Genomic DNA, 16,383 nt, shown 5'->3' with positions numbered 1-16,383 from the left:
ATCCACTTCATCTGCTCAGGCCCAGATCATGGCAGCCCAGCGTATCAGCAGCAGCGCGCCGCAAATGCACAACAGAACCAGCACCATCTTCCAGTACTTTTTAGCCGCCCGGTATCTTGTCACACCGATTTCCTCTGGTCAGAAAGCGAAGATGCGCCAGAAGGCGCATCTGTTCCGGTCAGCAACAGGACCGGGAGGCTTAGCATAACGTCCGGGCCACTAAAAGGCGACCCGTTGCCGGCATCAGTTGTTCAGGGTGTAATCCAGCGTAATTTCCGCGTTCAGTACCTGAGAAACCGGGCAGCCCGCTTTGGCTTTGTTGATGATTTCGTCGAAGGCCGACTCATCAATGCCCGGCAGGGAGATGGTGCTGGTCAGCGCCACTTTGGTGATGGCAAAGCCGTCGCCTTTTTTATCCAGCGACACGTCCGCCGTCGTGTCAATGCTTTCCGGCGTATGGCCCGCATTGCCCAGCATCAGCGACAGTGCCATGGAGAAACAGGCCGCATGCGCTGCACCAATCAGCTCTTCCGGGTTAGTGCCTTTGCTGCCTTCGAAACGGGTATTAAAGCCATAAGGCTGCTGGCTCAGCACGCCGCTCTCGGTGCTGACGGTGCCTTTGCCTTTGATATCGCCTTCCCAGTGCGCCGAACCTTTCTTATGAATGGTCATGTCATTCCTCCTGTTGGTAAAGAAGCTAAGTATAGACAATGCATTCATTTTCGCAGGCTAACTCACTGCGCGGGGACGTGAGGCGGTGCTCTGTGGTGCCAGCAGCGCCTCCGTCTGCACCAGCGAATCGCGGGTAATTTCACTTATCGATTTTGCGCCGGTCAGCGTCATGGCCACGCGCATCTCCTTCTCAATCAGGTTCAGCAGGTTTTCCACGCCGCGCTGTCCATGGGTCGCCAGCGCATAGATAAACGCCCGTCCCAGCAGCACGCTGTCTGCGCCCAGCGCAATCATCCGCACCACATCCAGCCCGTTGCGAATGCCGCTGTCTGCCAGAATAGTGATGTCACCTTTGACCGCATCGGCAATCGCTGGCAGCGCACGCGCCGAGGAGAGCACGCCATCCAGCTGGCGTCCGCCGTGATTCGAGACCACGATGCCATCCGCGCCAAAGCGTACCGCGTCGCGTGCATCTTCCGGATCGAGAATGCCTTTGATCACCATTGGCCCGTCCCAGAACTCGCGAATCCACTCCAGATCTTTCCAGCTGATTGAGGGATCAAAGTTGTTTGACAGCCAGCCAATATAATCTTCCAGCCCGGTCGGCTTGCCGAGATAGGCAGAGATGTTCCCCAGATCGTGCGGACGGCCCTGCAGACCCACATCCAGCGCCCACTGTGGATGGGTGACCGCCTGCCAGTAACGACGCAGCGCCGCGTGATGACCGCTCATCCCGGAGTGCGCATCGCGATAGCGCGCGCCCGGCGTCGGCATATCCACGGTAAACACCAGCGTTGAACAACCGGCGGCTTTGGCCCGCTCCAGCGCATTGCGCATGAAGCCGCGGTCACGCAGCACGTAAAGCTGGAACCACATCGGACGGTTGATCTGCGGGGCCACCTCTTCAATCGGGCAGACCGAAACCGTCGACAGGGTAAACGGAATGCCTTTCAGGGCTGCCGCACGCGCCGCCTGCACTTCTCCCCGGCGCGCATACATGCCGCACAGGCCGACCGGTGCCAGCGCAACCGGCATCGACAGAGTTTCATTGAATAGTCTGGTTTCAAGGCTCAGTTCCGACATGTTCTTCAGGATGCGCTGGCGCAGCGCCACATCCGACAGATCTTCCACGTTGCGACGCAGAGTGTGCTCGGCATACGCCCCGCCATCAAGATAGTGAAACAGGAACGGCGGCAGGATGCGTTGCGCGGCGGCGCGATAGTCACTGGCAGCTGAAATAATCATCAGTCAGATTCCTTTGGGTTGCGTGTGTCGTTATCCGGTAAGCGGGTGATGCGCGCCTGGCGCGCTTCATCTTCATGGAGGCTTTTCATGGTGGCGTGGACAAACCCTAGATGCTGCATCGCGGCCTGACGGGCCGCTTCAGCATCGCCCGCGAGAATCGCATCAAGCAGCGCCTGATGCTGCTCCGTCAGGCGGGCAAAAATCGCGGGCTGGGTATACATGCGCTGACGGCTCTGCATCACCGACGACTGCAGCAGCTCGAAAAATCCGCGCATGGTCTGCAGCAGCACCACATTGTGCGACGCTTCGGCAATCGCCAGATGGAAGCGCACATCTGCCTGGGCAGCGAGGTCGGGATCGTCACTCTCTTTCAGCTTCAGGGTGGCGTCAAAGGCGTACTGCAGCTTCTCTTTGTCGGCGTCGGTGGCGCGCAGTGCTGCATGCCAGGCAGTACTGGCCTCAATGGCATGGCGCGCTTCCAGAATGTCGTAGCGGTAGTCGGGATCGTCGCGCAGCAGCTGGCGAATCGGTTCGACAATGCGCTGTTCCGACCAGGGTGCCAGCTGCTGACGAATCCAGGTGCCGCCGCCGCGCCGGCTAATCAGCATGCCGCTGCTGATCAGCTGCTGCATCGCTTCACGAAGCGAGGAACGTGAGACGCCGAGTTCTGCAGAGAGCTGGCGCTCGGCGGGCAGGCGCATGCCTGGTTCGAGCTGATGTTCGGTGATATAGGCCCGCAGGCGTGTTACCAGCGTATCGGCAGTGTTGCTCATGGGATCATCCAGGGGAAGACGTAGGCCTGAAGCGTGGTAATCATCCCCACCATACAGGTGAAAATCAGGCTGTGTTTAACCGTAAACCGGAACAGGTCGGACTCTTTTCCCACCAGCCCGACTGCAGCGCAGGCGATGGCGATCGACTGCGGCGAGATCATCTTACCTGTCACACCGCCGGTAGTATTAGCCGCCACCAGCAGAACATCGGAAACGCCGATCTGCTGGGCGGTAGTCGCCTGTAACGCAGCAAACAGCGCATTCGATGAGGTATCAGATCCGGTCAGGAAGACGCCCAGCCAGCCCAGGAACGGCGAGAAGAAGGTAAACGCGTGGCCGGTGTGCGCCAGCGCCAGAGCAAGCGTGGCAGAGAGACCGGAGTAGTTGGAGATAAACGCAAAGGCAAGCACCAACCCGATAGAGTAGATCGGCAGCGCCAGCTCTTTCAGCGTTTCACCAAAGGTCTGCAGCGCCGCCTTTGGCTTCACGCGCAGGAACAGCATCGCCATAATCGCCGCAATTAAAATGGCGGTGCCGGTGGCGGAAACCAGATCCAGCTTAAAAATCGCCGGATAAGGGGTTGCACTGCCGACTACGGGCGGTATCCGCGCCACCAGCTCATTCAGCATCGGAACCGGCACAGCCAGCACCCACTCATAGAGTGCACCACCTTTGGCGAACAGCGCTTTAAACGGTGGGATACTCCAGAGCGTGACGGTGGCCGTGAGAAACAGGAACGGCATCCAGGCGCGAATCACCTGCCGCAGCCGATACTTCTGTGGCGGTTGCAGCACATCGCCGTGCTTCACCTCTGCATCGGCAAAACGGAAGATGCGCACCGGCTTCCAGACCCGCAGAAACAGCGTCAGCGAAATCAGCGAGGCGAGCGACGAGATAATATCGGGCAGCTCCGGCCCCAGGAAGTTGGAGCTGAGGAACTGGGCAATGGCAAAGGATCCACCCGCCACAACGACCGCTGGCCAGGTCTCTTTCACGCCGCGCCACCCATCCATAATCGCCATAATCCAGAACAGCACAATCAGGGTCAGCAGCGGCAACTGGCGTCCGGCCATCTGGCCGATAGCGAAGCTATCCAGACCGGTGACCTGACCCGCCACGATAATCGGAATGCCCATTGCGCCAAACGCGACCGGCGCGGTGTTCACAATCAGGCAGAGCCCGGCGGCGTAGAGCGGATTAAAGCCCAGCCCCACCAGCAGCGCCGCGGTAATCGCCACCGGCGCACCAAAGCCCGCCGCGCCCTCCAGGAAGGCCCCGAACGAGAAGCCGACAATCAGCATCTGCAGACGCTGATCGGGAGTAATTGAGAGGATAGAGGCACGGATAATATCGAACTGGCCGGTTTTGACCGAGATTTTGTAGACGAAGACGGCGGCGACAATAATCCAGGCAATCGGCCACAGCCCATAGAGAAAGCCGTACACCACGGCGGCCAGCGCCTGGGCAACGGGCATCTGATAGAGAAACAGCGCCACCAGCAGCGCCAGCACCACGGTGGTGGTGGCGGCCAGATAGCCTTTCATCTTCAGCTTAATCAGTGCAAAGAAGAAAAACAGAATCGGGATCAGCGCGACCAGGCTTGAGAGCCAGATATTACCCAGCGGATCGTAGTTTTGTTGCCAGATCTGCATGTCAGTATCTCCAGAGGAAAAGGTGATGTGACATGCAGCTGCAGCACTGTATGCCATCTGCCCCCGGATTGGTCAGACCAAACCGCTGTATCAGGGCTTATGGCAACAGATAGTTAATGCATTGTTAATTTATGGCAACAGAAGTTGGGCGAATTTTCCCGGAGTGTGAACCAGAGAAAAATATTGCCAGAATTGGTCGGACCAAAATCAGCCATTTGTCTCCGGGAAGGCGTGCTGATAGCTGTGCGGATGAAAACGCAGATTAAGCACAATCAGCAGCAGCGTGACCGTCGCCTGCAGAATCCATACGCTGGTGAAATTGACAGGGAGCGCATGCAGCTGACCAGCGATAAACGGCATACTGCCCGCAATAATAAAGCCGATGCCCTGCATAAAGGCCACCAGCCGCGCGCCAGCCTGGGGCTGCTCCAGATGATCCAGCGCCAGCACCAGTGCCAGCGGAAACGCCCCGCCCAGCCCGAAGCCCGCCATCCTGCTTTTTCCTGCGAGATCGTTGCCTTTCCACAACACGGCCTGCTGCACTCGCAGGTTGATGGCCTGATGCGTGAGGCGATGCAGCACGGCGTTGAGTATGTCGTCGGCGGGCTGGATCCCACTAGCGTGGATGGCGCGATGGTATGCCAGTTCCACATCTGCAGGCGGCGGGCATCAAAGTGATGACCGGTACCGACAGCGTGATCGATCACTGGTCTCCGTTTGGCATTGGCAGCATGCTGGAAAAAGCGAATCTCTATTGTGGTTCGGACGCGTTCTCGCTGTCGCGGGCGCAGGCCACAGACGATCGCCTGCCGCTCTCTGCTCAGGGCGAACGTCAGTGGCCTGCGCCGGGCGATGATGCGAGCATGATGCTGGTAGCAGCGAGCTGTTCCGCTGAAGCCGTGGCGCACATTTCATCGGTAGTGGCGACCTTTTCACACTTTAAACCAGTATTTGCGCTGGCCCCGGCCTGAAACAGCAGGGCTCCGGACAAAAACGCCGGGAGCGTTTTTGAACAACGCAACGCGTTGGCCCGGCTACGGGCGCACCTCAGGGATGAGGTGCGTAATCACCCGTACTGAGCCTTCTCAGCAAATGCGGAGAGATCGCGCCTGCTCAGGGAAACCGGTCAGATCGAAAAGGCACTTAAGCCATCCATGGCCGCTCGGCCCGCGCCAACCGGGCAGCGGGACGTTTTTCTCTTCTGACCGGCTTCCCTGCGCTTTAAGCTTGTTTATTGCTGATAGATTCTCAGTGCCCGTGGTTTACCAGCAGCGACCTTACTGCTCAAACCTGTCCCTGATACGCCCCTCAAAAACAGCAGAGCCTCCACACGGGAGGCTCTGCATTTACCTGAGCGGAGTGCGGGTTACGCGCTTTTGGCCCATTGGTCATTCGACATTAATTCCATTGCCAGCGCGTATAAGCGACGATCTTCCTGATCACAGGGCTCATCTTCCGCATAACAGCCGATCATGGATGCGATTTTATCCGCAGATAAACTCTCGCCATGAACATGCAGTGTCAGTACGGCGCGGCCTACTATTTTAAGCACATTTTCATGTGGTCCCTGGATGCTATTACTCAATGTAAATACCCTCTACCGGTCGTTGTACCAGGAATATGGCGCGATAAATATAAAGCAATTAGATCAGGATTTTTATCGGCACCAGTGGTGATATTTTTTAATGATTAATTCTATTACTGGAGATTTAATTGAGGATTTATCTGATTAACAATGAAATATTTTTTTAAAAACGATTACTTATAAAATAATTACTGGTATTAACCGATTGTCACTCTGGGACAACCACGTTAAGCCGGCGTTAATCTATAAAAATAAACCACCTTTTTTCAGTAAACTTCAGCTTATTCCTAAGCGCACCGGCAGATTTAGTTTCATACCGCTAACCATCGAGGTTCCCGTTGCTGTCAGGCGTGCTTTCTGCCAGACTTGCCCCGCAATAATGCCCTACACTTTCAGCCTCAGAGGCCGCGCCCGTGACCGCTTTTTCTACCCTCAATTCGCTTCCCGACAGCCAGCTCGATAACCTGCGCGAGATGGGCTACACCAGCATGACGCCCGTGCAGGCCGCTACGCTGCCCGCCATTCTGCAGGGACGCGACGTGCGCGCGCAGGCGAAAACCGGCAGCGGTAAAACGGCTGCCTTTGGTATTGGTTTACTGCACCATATCGACAGTACCCGCTTTCAGACTCAGGCATTAATCCTCTGTCCGACCCGAGAACTGGCGGATCAGGTGGGTAATGTGCTGCGCCAGCTGGCGCGCTTCACCCGCAACATCAAAGTGCTCACCCTGTGTGGCGGACAGCCAATGAGCGCACAGCGTGACTCGCTGGTGCATCCACCGCATATCGTGGTCGGCACGCCGGGTCGTATCCTCGATCACATCAACCGCGAAAACCTCAAGCTGGACCAGCTCAGCACGCTGGTGCTGGATGAGGCGGATCGGATGCTGGAGATGGGCTTCCTCAATGATATGGAAACGATTATTGAAGCGACGCCCGCCTCGCGTCAGACGCTGCTTTTTTCCGCTACCTGGCCCGACGGCATCACCGCTATCAGCACCCGCTTTCAGCGTGATCCGCTGAGCGTTGTCACTGAAGATGTCAGCGAACTGCCGTCAATCGACCAGCAATTCTTTGAAGCCAGCCACAATGAAAAACTGGGCCTGCTGATAGCCCTGCTCAGCGATCGTCAGCCTTCATCCTGCGTGGTCTTCTGCAATACCAGGCGTGAGTGTGATGATGTCGCTGCGGCGCTTAACACACGTGATATCAGCGCCCTGCCACTGCATGGCGACCTGGAGCAGCGCGATCGTGAACGCGTACTGATTCGCTTCGCGAACGGCAGTGGTCGCGTGCTGGTCGCGACCGATGTCGCCGCGCGCGGACTCGACATCAAATCGCTGGCGATGGTGGTCAACTATCAGCTCGCCTGGGACCCTGAAGTTCACCTGCACCGCATTGGTCGTACGGCGCGTGCAGGCGAGCATGGTGTTGCCGTCAGCCTGGTCGCGGCTGATGAGATGGCGCGTGCGCACGCGCTGGAAGATTTCCTGCAGCAGAAACTGCCGTGGGTCCCGGTCAGCACGCTGAAAAAGGGCAGCAGTAAACCCCTGCCTGCCGCCATGATGACGTTATGCATTGATGGTGGCCGTAAAGCCAAGATACGTCCGGGAGATATTCTGGGTGCACTGACGGGTGAAGCGGGTTATCGCGCTGAGCAGATTGGGAAAATTGTCCTGACCCCGACCCATGCTTACGTAGCGATTGAGGCAAATCAGGCCAAAGCGGCATTGGTCAAACTCAAGCAGGGCAAAATCAAAGGCAAAACCTGCCGGGCGATTCTGTTGAAAGACTAAATTAAAAAGGGCGAGGTCATGACCTCGCCCGGTCTGTTATGGCTCTTCAATGCGTGACACATGCAGCGTGGTTTTATCACCTTTACCCTGTACCTTGCCACTGACGCGCACTTTGTCCTCAGCGGTGTAGGTTTTACCATCAAAGGTCTTCTTCGGGGCAATAATCGGTAACGTCCCGGTGTTGTCGCGGAACTGATACCGCTCGCCCTGCTCTTTCTTCACGATATAACCTTCCAGCGTCACATATCCGCCCTGACGGAAATCACGGATCTGATCGATGTGGGTCTGGCCGGTATCTTCTGACCCTTTATAGCCGGCATCCTGCTTGTGTTGCGGCGGCGGCGTATCGCCTGCTTTGTATCCGCCCTCCTCAGCTGAAACGCCCGCGCTCATCATCACCAGCAACGACGCTAAAATCACTTTTTTCATTTCACACTCCTTTATTGGAAAGGTGTCCATGTTGAACCTTCAGGGTTAAGCCTGGCACAATAATTGGCATCCGTTTTATTTCACCCTTCTCTTCTCACCTTTTTCCGTTCGCTGCCGATAACCTGTTCACACCCTATTTCACCAGCTGCGTTAATGCAGAGGCAACCATGGATAATTTTCAAAAAGAGATCGATGAAAGAGCGAACCTCGCATTATCGAACAAGTTCGAGCTGCTGCTGTTTCGCTTAGGTTCCGATCAGCTGAAAGGCAAGTCTGAACTGTTTGGCATAAACGTCTTCAAGCTGCGTGAAATTGTACCGATGCCGGCCATCACCAAAGCCGCGGGCATGCGTTCGCCGTTGCTGGGTATGGCGAGTATTCGTGGTCAGTTTATTCCGGTGATCGACCTGCCTGCAGTAGCGGGCTGTGTGCCGGAAACCGGTCTTAACCTGCTGCTGGTGACCGAGTATGCCCGTAACACCCAGGCGTTTGCCGTGGAGTCAGTAGAGAACATCGTGCGTCTCGACTGGAGCCAGGTGCATACCGCTGAAGCCGGTATCGGCGGCCGCAATATTACCAGCATTGCCTGCCTGGACAGCGACAAGCAGAGCAACGAGCTGGCGATGGTACTGGACGTTGAGCAGATTCTGTATGACATCATTCCTTCAGTGCGCGGCGTTGAACCGGAAGCGGCCAGACCACGTGCGTTCAACTATCGCCCTGGTGCGGTCGCCATTGTGGCAGAAGATTCTAAAGTGGCGCGTCAGCTGCTGGAGCAGGGCCTGAAGAGCATGGGCATTCCGGCGCTGATGTTTAACACCGGACTGGAAGCCTGGGAAAAAATTAAGCTGATGAGCCAGGAAGCACAGGCTGCGGGCGAGTCGATTCACGATAAAATTGCGCTGATCCTGACCGATCTGGAGATGCCAGAGATGGATGGCTTTACGCTGACCCGCAACATCAAGCGGGACCCGATTCTCAAGGTTCTGCCGGTCGTCATTCATTCCTCACTCTCTGGCAGCGCTAACGAAGATCATGTGCGCAAAGTGGGTGCCGACGGTTATGTGGCGAAGTTTGAACTGAATGAGCTGTCAGACGTGATTTTCAACGTTCTCGACACTGCCCGCTAAACAAATCCGGGCCGCGAAGAATGCCCGGACTGTTTTTACTTTTTAGCCAGCAGAATGGCTGACCTGACCAGGAACCGACTATGCACATTGAAACTTTACCTGTTACACCGGCACCTGCTACCCCTTCTCCCCAGAAAATGCTGCGTGGCCGTTTACGCCAGCTGGCATGGATTACCGCCGTCACGTTAAGTGTCGCATTCTGGGTAGGCCTCTATTTCTTAGTTTTCTGAATCCAGTCATGCTTGTCTGGATCGGGCCGTCAGCATTCCTGCTGACGGCCCTTTTTTTGCCTGAGTTTCCCCTTTGTTTATTTGTTAACCCTTTCTGAAGCTTTCTAGTGACTATTTATTCACGCACCGTTATTACTTAAAAATTATTAAAGGTAAAACTGCGTGCTCCGATAACAGACTGTGCGAGATCACCTTTTTGCCTGCGGTTGTGACCACAGACATCAGCAAGGCACTGCGCACAACAGCAGGAAACCTGAGTGCTGCTAACAAACTGATTAATAATAAAACGGGGAAGAGAACATGTTCAGTATCAAGAATATGAAGGTCGGTATGCGGCTCGCAGCAGCCTTCGGTATTATTGTGACGTTACTGATAGTGATTGGCGTAACATCCATTACCAGAATTAACAGTATTAATACCGCGATCTCATCGATCGTTGACGATCGCTATGTGAAAGTACGACTGGCATTTGATGTGCGCGATGGCGTCAACGATCAGATCAAATACCTGCGCGGCATGGTAATCGACACAACACGCCCGGAAATGAATGTGAAACGTTATGGTCAGCTGGATGAAGCCACGCAACGCACTAACATCGCGATGAAAAAGATTGAGGACATCCAGGTTACACCAGTCGGTAAGAAAAAGATCGCCGGTCTGCTGGCGTCTGCTCAGGCGTTTGAGAAGGTTAAAGCTGAGCTGGTCACCCTGATTAATGCAGGCGATTTTGATGCTGCCAGCACCTATGTCCTGAAATCGATGACCGCGACACAGAATAAGTTTCTTCAGGATGCGGTGAATTTTGCCAACTCACAGGACTCACAACTGCGCAGCGAAGGCCAGGGCATTGTTGAAAATGGACAGTCAGCTATCACTATCACGCTGATTTTCTCCGCGCTGGCGATTCTGGCCGCAATTATGCTGGGCTACTTCCTGACACGCTCTATTGTCCGTCCACTGGTTGCAGCGGTTGACGTCGCTGAACGCGTTGCCGCGGGCGATCTGAGTACCCAGATGCAGGTAACCTCGCGTGATGAAACCGGCGTCCTGATGCAGGCGCTGCAGCGCATGAACGATAACCTGTTGTCGATTGTGACTGAAGTACGCACCGGCTCCGACACTATCGCGGTCGCCTCTAATCAAATCTCCAGTGGTAACCTTGACCTCTCAACCCGCACTGAGCAGCAGGCCAGTTCACTGGAAGAGACCGCCTCTGCCATGGAGCAGATGACGTCGACCGTGAAACACAATGCCGACAACGCACGTGAAGCTAATCACCTGGTATCGACGACTTCCAGCGTAGCGCGTGAAGGTGGCGTGGTCATGGAAAAAGTGATCGAGAAGATGGAAGCGATCGCCCTCTCCTCGCGCAAAATTGTCGATATCATCAGCGTTATCGACTCCATCGCCTTCCAGACCAATATTCTGTCACTGAACGCCGCCGTTGAAGCTGCGCGGGCGGGTGAACAGGGTCGCGGCTTTGCGGTGGTTGCAAGTGAAGTGCGTAATCTGGCACAGCGATCAGCCTCCGCGGCCAAAGAGATTAAGGTACTGATTGAAGATTCGGTCGCTAAAGTCGATGAAGGCAGCAAACTGGTAACCCATGCGGGCTCGACCATCGGTGAGGTGGTAAACAGCGTGCAGAGCGTGGCGAATATCATGAGCGAAATCACCATTGCCAGCAGCGAGCAGAGCAGCGGTATCAATGAAATCAATCAGGCCATTACTCAGATGGAAGCGGTAACGCAGCAGAACGCCGCGCTGGTTCAGGAAGCATCAGCTGCATCACAGGCACTGCAGGATCAGGCTGAGCGCATGGCGCAGGCGATGAGCGTGTTTAATACCGGCAAGCTCGCACTGCAACCCGTGCTTCGCTGATTACTTTTAATGGCCTGCTCCGGCGGGCCTGTTTCAGATCGGTGATATTAACCGGGGGTTGAGCAAAACGTTACGCAGGGAAGCTAAGGTATTCCGGCGGGAACAGAAGAAAGGACGAGGCATTGCGGAGGGGAACAGCAGAAAACAAAAAAGGCTGCCAGAGGCAGCCTTTTATTACTGTAAATGCAACAACGCTATAAAGCTCACCAGCCTTTGTCAGAGAGCGCGAAGCTGACTCTGAATTGCAATCCTCGCCGCGTTCACCTGAACAACGACAGATTTGCAGAAAATGCATTTCGCTCCATGCGGATTGGCTCTTGTAACATCAAAATGTGATGTACGAAACTGTGAGCCATTACAGTGAGGACATTTAAAAGTAATTTTCAGTCCTTAGAGACCAACAACGTTCGCAGCAGCTGGGCCTTTGGCGCCATTTTCTACTGTGAATTCAACTTGCTGACCTTCGTCTAATGAACGGAAATCGGTGCCCTGGATTGCAGAGAAATGTACGAATACATCTTTGCTGCCGTCTGCAGGAGAGATGAAACCGAAGCCTTTCTCTGCGTTAAACCATTTAACGGTACCGCGAATTTTGTTAGACATGCTTAAATCCTTAATATATCGAGCCTTCCGGCATAATGGCCTGAGAACAGAGTTTAATCAGAACGTAAGAGAAGACTCAAAAAGAAGGGATGTCTTGCGACAAACTTAGAGATGAGAACAGCTTTGGTTACTTACTTTGATAGTGTCTGTTAATCAAACCGACGATTCATTAGGCCACACTTCACCAGGCGACGCAAGCCGTTATTCAACTTAAACGCACATAGCGTGGCCTGAACTTAGCGGCGATGAGTGAACGGTTCAGCGTTCCTGACTGACAACCTGGCCAGAGCACGCATTGTTTATGGCAGACAAACCCTGCCGCACCGCCAGATAGCGGCTGGCGACGGTAAATTCTCAGTGTGAGTTCTTTAATCAGAATAAAGGCTTAAGAATGGCCTGCAAAAATTTATCTATCCGGAGTAAGGCTGAAAAATCTCATATTTCCCCCTATGACAATGATATTTTCACCTGACTTTTGTTAGCGGTTAAAAAAGGGCGAGGCCGGAGCCTCGCCCAAAACATGCCGATCATCAATCGTAGTAAGGTACCTTGCGGTCAACGCCGTTGATATTGATCAGCACAAAACCGGTTGGCGCGGTTTTATTGGTCGGTGTACCCGCAGCGGTCGCGAGCGTCACCACGCCCTTCTCGTTAGCACCAATACCTGCCAGTCCATTGTGCATACCGAAGCGTGCCGCAGGTTTCAGGTTGCTGATATTGGTGATGTCCGTCACCACCGACATGTCTGACTGGAACAGCGAGCAGGAGCCGGTATCGAAGCGGGTCGGACCGGTGGTCTTCAGGTTGAACATGGTCTCGCCGCTGTTGGCCTTCAGCTTGACCCAGATGACGGCATAGGTGGTCCCTACCCGGCCATAACGAATGTCCAGCACGGAGGGCTGTCCCATGTGGTAAGCATCGGCCCAGACCGTCTCCAGTCGCTGCAGGTTGATCAGGGTTTTACCGGTGGCAGGCATATTTACCGGTGAACCGGCGGTACCCGACGGCGTGGTGGCATCTGCTTTACTGATCAGCTCCATCACCCATTGCTGATTAGGCGTCGGGAAATAGAGCTGCCCCAGCCGATACCAGTTGTCGGTCGCGGTGTTGTTCACCACTTTATAGCCGCTGTAATAGCCAGCACGCAGCGAACCGGTCATGAACGTGCCGTAGTTCTCATCCCGACGATAGCCATATTCGAAGGTCGATAACCACTTACTCCCGGCCAGATCATTGGTGATTTTCGCCCCCGACTGCAGGTTAATATGACGCATCACCACGCGGGCATTGTTGAGATTGAGCGGCGTAGCGCAATCTTCAATATTGAGCGTTTCGATGTTCCAGCCGCCGTCCGACAGATCCCCCGGGTTAGTCGTGTGCTCAATCCAGACGTTGCGCATGACGCCCTGCGTAACGCGCGGCATGTAGAGCGTGGCGTCGCCGTAGCCCGACTGGAAGTTGGCATTACAGAGCTCAATGGCGGTTGAGTGGTCCCAGTTCCCCTTCGATGTGTTTGACCAGCCGACATCAAACACCCGTGAATAGGTCGTGGAGGTGTAGATCTGATCGAACTTACTGTCGAGCGTATCCTGCAGCTTAAAGACGGTACCCCCGGTACTTTGCGCCTTGAAGCAGAAGATATTGACGATCTGGCCGCCGACAATCGTATTTTCGAAGAACGGCTGAACGTTACTGCACTGTTCAGGCGTGACGGTGACTTTGAGTGTGGTGTCGACCGTCCCGGCATTAGCCTGTCCGTGCCAGCAGATGCCTTTGATGGCGATTTTACGCGCATTAACCTTAAACACCGTATTCGTGCTTTTGTCAGAAATAATCGTGGTGCGCGGTGATGAGCCGAGTTCGATATCGTCACCTGCCAGACCAAAAAACGGCAACTCTGTATCGCTGATATCGATAGGTGAAATCAGGAAGCGACCACCCGGGAAACGTACCGGAATGGCTTTCGCATAGGTGTTGTAGCTCTGCGTCCATGCCAGCATGCGCTTAAAGGCATCAGTGTCATCAGTCACGCCATCCCCTTTCGCGCCAAAGTGCAGGACATTCACTTCAGCAGGGTCGTTAATGGTGCGCTTCCAGTAGAAACCGTTACCCACCGCCACCGTACCGCCATCATCTTTCAGCGTCGTAGTGGAGAGAAAACCGACAAAGTCTGCGCCGCCACGGAAGCTGGAGTCTTTGTCGTAATAGCGTTTCAGGCTCGCGACTTCACCTGATTTAGGCGGGACCGTGGTACGCAGTTCAGCAAAAGAGTTAACTTCGATCATAGAATCCTCCTCAGGATCATTGTGATAACGCGCTGATTGTCAGCGCACTACTTAGCCGCAGCCGGATGGCCGCAAAGGGTGTCCCACATGTCGTTGTGGGTGTTGATGGCGCGCACCGTCCTGACGTCCATTTTTTGCGCGTCATCGCCGTAGGTATAAAGAGGGGAAAAAAGTACGCAGGCAGAGTCGGTGATCGCCACCGGCTCAGGGTTTGTGGTATTTCGACTGCTGCAGCTTGTCGCGAGCAGCAGCGTCATCAAGGCTATGGTTGTCAGTCGCCACACGGTTAGCCTCCTCGCGGTTATGTTGTTGTTGTTGCGCTACCGCGCTGACGCGGGACGCTTCCTGTTGCGCATTTGCGACGTCAGATCGCGCTTTTTGCTGCACTTTGCCGATTTTCTTGCCGCCGAAATAACTGGCGCCCAGCGCTGCAATAACGCCAGCCAGTGCAGCAAGCCAGTGCCAGCTGCCGCCCAGTAAGGTGGTAATCAGAGTCATGGTTTCGCTCCTTCAGCCTGCTCCTTCGCGTTGAGCAGATTTTTCTGACGAACAAACTGTGCAATCACCCCCATCGCCACCATGAAGGCACCCACCAGCCCAAGGTAGTTGTGCGGCAGAATCGCTTTCACGTCTTCCGGTAGTGCGCTCCAGGCATCAACGGCAGCAGAAGGAAACGACTGCGCCCAGGCGCTGAGCATGGAGCCCAGCGATGCGAGCCAGACGGACCAGGTTTTGAAGAGCAGGCGGGCATGAGAGACAAACTGCAGGGTGGTGAAGCGCTGCAGCAGCAGCAGAATGATAATTGCCGTCAGCACGGCGACGAGATACATGAGCCATCTCATAGCAGCCCCCTGTAAACCGCATAGGTTCCGCTGCGCATCATCTCCGCGTGACGACGGGCGCGGCCCGGTGTCTGGCGGGCCCAGAGACTGTTCATCATCGCGTCAGCTGCCTCACTGAACTGTTCAGCAGCGATGGCGGTCAGCATGTTTTTAAACTGCATAACGCCTTCGACGCCCAGCTGATAGGTCATGCTCAGCAGCACATCCGTGCGGGCGTCATTACATTTCGCCAGCGCATTACGCAGCAGATCCCTGCCCTGCATCTCCTGAACTTTGTTTTCGAGAATGCACTGCTTCCAGGCATCACCGACGCGCCGTGGCACACGAAAAGTGTAATTACTCAGCGAGGCCCCTTTAGGCCCGATGCGGATACCGCCTGCCACCGTGGGAAAGCCCAGCGTGTCGAGGTAAGGCGTGTCGACATATCCCTCTTCAAAATTCAGTACTGCAATTATCTGGCTCATAACGACTCCTTAATGACGGGTTAAAGCAATGCACCATTGTGAAAAGAAATACATAACGCCTGCTGATCATTACCCATTCAGGTGCGGCAAGAGGCCTGACTGAACATGCAGCAAAACTGAACAGTAATTCAGCAAATTACATCCAGTGAGAGCTGGAGATAACGAAGAATTAGCCGGAACGGAAAAGTACGCTTTCTTCGCGCTTCAGCTCACGGCGTAGAGGTGAACGTGCGGAAGACAGCAATTGTCGAAACTGGGTGTTTCCTGACTGGTGACGCAGGGTGCAGTGATTGCGCGATCAACACGCGGGGCGACCTGACGCTGGCAGATTTGCTCTGCACGTCTCAGGACAGGGGGTTCAGTTGGGAAGTTCAGGGCCTGGTCGATGCTCTGAGTCAGGCTGCTGAGAGGTTGGCGCCGCCGATGGCGACGAGTACGTGCGTTGCCCACAAAAACGCTTTTGCCATAGTGAATTATCGCCATAACTCCTCCTGTGAATGAGTCTTTGGCGATGGGGTGGCAGGCGCGAGCTTTCGGTGATCCGAACGGGCCCGAATGACGTATATCGCGCTCGCACGCTCGCCGCCCGGCTGCGTTAGCAGCCAGGTGGAAAGTAAGCGAGGGGAAATAAACGGCATCTGACGACGCTGCATTTTGCGCATCCACCCCATCCCAAAATTCACTGACTTTTGGGTGGTATGATTCGCGCTTGTGCAGCGCCTCAATTGTTTAAGAGCGGCTCATCCGTGAAAGATCTGCTTCGTTCATCCATATTCAAATTATTAACAGGTTCTTATGC

17 protein-coding genes and 2 pseudogenes are annotated in these 16,383 nt (G+C 54.9%); 5 read left to right on the top strand and 14 right to left on the bottom strand.

All coding sequences use genetic code 11. The annotated features are described in order from the left end of the window. Positions 1-15: 15 nt before the first annotated feature. From yniD to QSK07_RS16290, 6 genes and pseudogenes are all read right to left on the bottom strand, one after another. The gene (gene yniD / locus QSK07_RS16315) at positions 16-123 is read right to left on the bottom strand and encodes a small membrane protein YniD (protein ID WP_022625163.1); all 108 of its coding nucleotides are present in this window, start codon (positions 121-123) and stop codon (positions 16-18) included. Positions 124-243: 120 nt separating this feature from the next. Beyond that, positions 244-672, bottom strand: coding sequence for an OsmC family protein (locus tag QSK07_RS16310; RefSeq protein WP_285720957.1), 429 nt, complete (start codon positions 670-672; stop codon positions 244-246). Between the two features lie 57 nt (positions 673-729). Then, positions 730-1,917 carry an FMN-dependent L-lactate dehydrogenase LldD gene (gene lldD / locus QSK07_RS16305; protein ID WP_285720958.1) on the bottom strand — a complete coding sequence of 396 codons (1,188 nt, stop codon included), beginning with the start codon at positions 1,915-1,917 and terminating at the stop codon, positions 730-732. Continuing rightward, entirely contained in the window at positions 1,917-2,690 is a 774-nt protein-coding gene (gene lldR / locus QSK07_RS16300) for a transcriptional regulator LldR (protein WP_285720959.1), read from the bottom strand. Before lldR ends, lldD begins: the two co-directional genes overlap by 1 nt. Further along, a complete protein-coding gene (gene lldP / locus QSK07_RS16295; RefSeq protein WP_285720960.1) occupies positions 2,687-4,342 on the bottom strand; it encodes an L-lactate permease in 1,656 nt (551 codons plus the stop codon). The genes lldR and lldP overlap by 4 nt, the downstream gene beginning before the upstream one ends. Positions 4,343-4,549: 207 nt before the next feature. Beyond that, a pseudogene (locus QSK07_RS16290) lies at positions 4,550-4,834 on the bottom strand (cyanate transporter); the annotation flags it as partial. Between QSK07_RS16290 and QSK07_RS16285 the strand changes: the two are divergent. Together QSK07_RS16285 and dbpA are read left to right on the top strand one after the other, a co-directional pair. Further along, positions 4,826-5,313: pseudogene (locus tag QSK07_RS16285) on the top strand (amidohydrolase family protein); the annotation flags it as partial. The pseudogenes QSK07_RS16290 and QSK07_RS16285 overlap by 9 nt on opposite strands. A gap of 1,027 nt (positions 5,314-6,340) precedes the next feature. Beyond that, positions 6,341-7,723 (top strand): ATP-dependent RNA helicase DbpA, encoded by a 1,383-nt coding sequence (gene dbpA, locus QSK07_RS16280; RefSeq protein WP_285720961.1) that lies wholly within the window; start codon positions 6,341-6,343, stop codon positions 7,721-7,723. Between the two features lie 36 nt (positions 7,724-7,759). On the opposite strand, the gene QSK07_RS16275 is transcribed toward dbpA, so the two are convergent. Beyond that, complete coding sequence (locus tag QSK07_RS16275) at positions 7,760-8,152, bottom strand: YgiW/YdeI family stress tolerance OB fold protein (RefSeq protein ID WP_033731697.1); 393 nt, start codon at positions 8,150-8,152, stop codon at positions 7,760-7,762. 167 nt (positions 8,153-8,319) lie between these two features. On the opposite strand from QSK07_RS16275, the gene QSK07_RS16270 reads away from it, so the two are divergent. The 3 genes from QSK07_RS16270 to QSK07_RS16260 all read left to right on the top strand — a co-directional run bounded on the left by QSK07_RS16270 (position 8,320) and on the right by QSK07_RS16260 (position 11,390). Beyond that, on the top strand, positions 8,320-9,282 hold the full coding sequence (locus QSK07_RS16270; RefSeq protein WP_098051376.1) for a chemotaxis protein: 963 nt from the start codon (positions 8,320-8,322) through the stop codon (positions 9,280-9,282). Positions 9,283-9,362: 80 nt separating this feature from the next. After that, on the top strand, positions 9,363-9,512 hold the full coding sequence (locus QSK07_RS16265; RefSeq protein WP_285720962.1) for a hypothetical protein: 150 nt from the start codon (positions 9,363-9,365) through the stop codon (positions 9,510-9,512). Between the two features lie 300 nt (positions 9,513-9,812). After that, complete coding sequence (locus QSK07_RS16260; RefSeq protein WP_098051377.1) at positions 9,813-11,390, top strand: methyl-accepting chemotaxis protein; 1,578 nt, start codon at positions 9,813-9,815, stop codon at positions 11,388-11,390. A 216-nt stretch (positions 11,391-11,606) separates the two neighbouring features. Here the strand turns inward: QSK07_RS16260 and ymcF are convergent, their stop codons facing one another. From ymcF to QSK07_RS22870, 7 genes are all read right to left on the bottom strand, one after another. Next, positions 11,607-11,777 (bottom strand): cold shock small protein YmcF, encoded by a 171-nt coding sequence (gene ymcF / locus QSK07_RS16255; RefSeq protein ID WP_098053076.1) that lies wholly within the window; start codon positions 11,775-11,777, stop codon positions 11,607-11,609. 3 nt (positions 11,778-11,780) lie between these two features. Beyond that, positions 11,781-11,993: a transcription antiterminator/RNA stability regulator CspE gene (gene cspE, locus QSK07_RS16250; protein WP_003854408.1), complete on the bottom strand. Its 213-nt coding sequence runs from the start codon at positions 11,991-11,993 to the stop codon at positions 11,781-11,783. Positions 11,994-12,523: 530 nt separating this feature from the next. Further along, entirely contained in the window at positions 12,524-14,278 is a 1,755-nt protein-coding gene (locus QSK07_RS16245) for a putative phage tail protein (RefSeq protein WP_098051378.1), read from the bottom strand. Positions 14,279-14,482: 204 nt separating this feature from the next. Then, complete coding sequence (locus QSK07_RS16240; RefSeq protein WP_098051379.1) at positions 14,483-14,776, bottom strand: hypothetical protein; 294 nt, start codon at positions 14,774-14,776, stop codon at positions 14,483-14,485. Next, positions 14,773-15,120 carry a DUF7940 domain-containing protein gene (locus QSK07_RS16235; protein WP_098051380.1) on the bottom strand — a complete coding sequence of 116 codons (348 nt, stop codon included), beginning with the start codon at positions 15,118-15,120 and terminating at the stop codon, positions 14,773-14,775. The genes QSK07_RS16240 and QSK07_RS16235 overlap by 4 nt, the downstream gene beginning before the upstream one ends. Next, positions 15,117-15,584 carry a glycoside hydrolase family protein gene (locus QSK07_RS16230; RefSeq protein ID WP_098051381.1) on the bottom strand — a complete coding sequence of 156 codons (468 nt, stop codon included), beginning with the start codon at positions 15,582-15,584 and terminating at the stop codon, positions 15,117-15,119. Before QSK07_RS16230 ends, QSK07_RS16235 begins: the two co-directional genes overlap by 4 nt. 204 nt (positions 15,585-15,788) lie before the next feature. Then, the gene (locus QSK07_RS22870; protein ID WP_098051382.1) at positions 15,789-16,067 is read right to left on the bottom strand and encodes a transcriptional antitermination N peptide; all 279 of its coding nucleotides are present in this window, start codon (positions 16,065-16,067) and stop codon (positions 15,789-15,791) included. Positions 16,068-16,383: the final 316 nt, after the last annotated feature.

It is taken from the genome of Pantoea sp. QMID4, assembly GCF_030270445.1.
In the GTDB taxonomy this organism is placed as follows: Bacteria; Pseudomonadota; Gammaproteobacteria; order Enterobacterales; family Enterobacteriaceae; genus Pantoea; species Pantoea vagans.
Note: the sequence above shows the minus strand (reverse complement) of the source record. Positions and strands in the feature narration are given on the sequence as shown.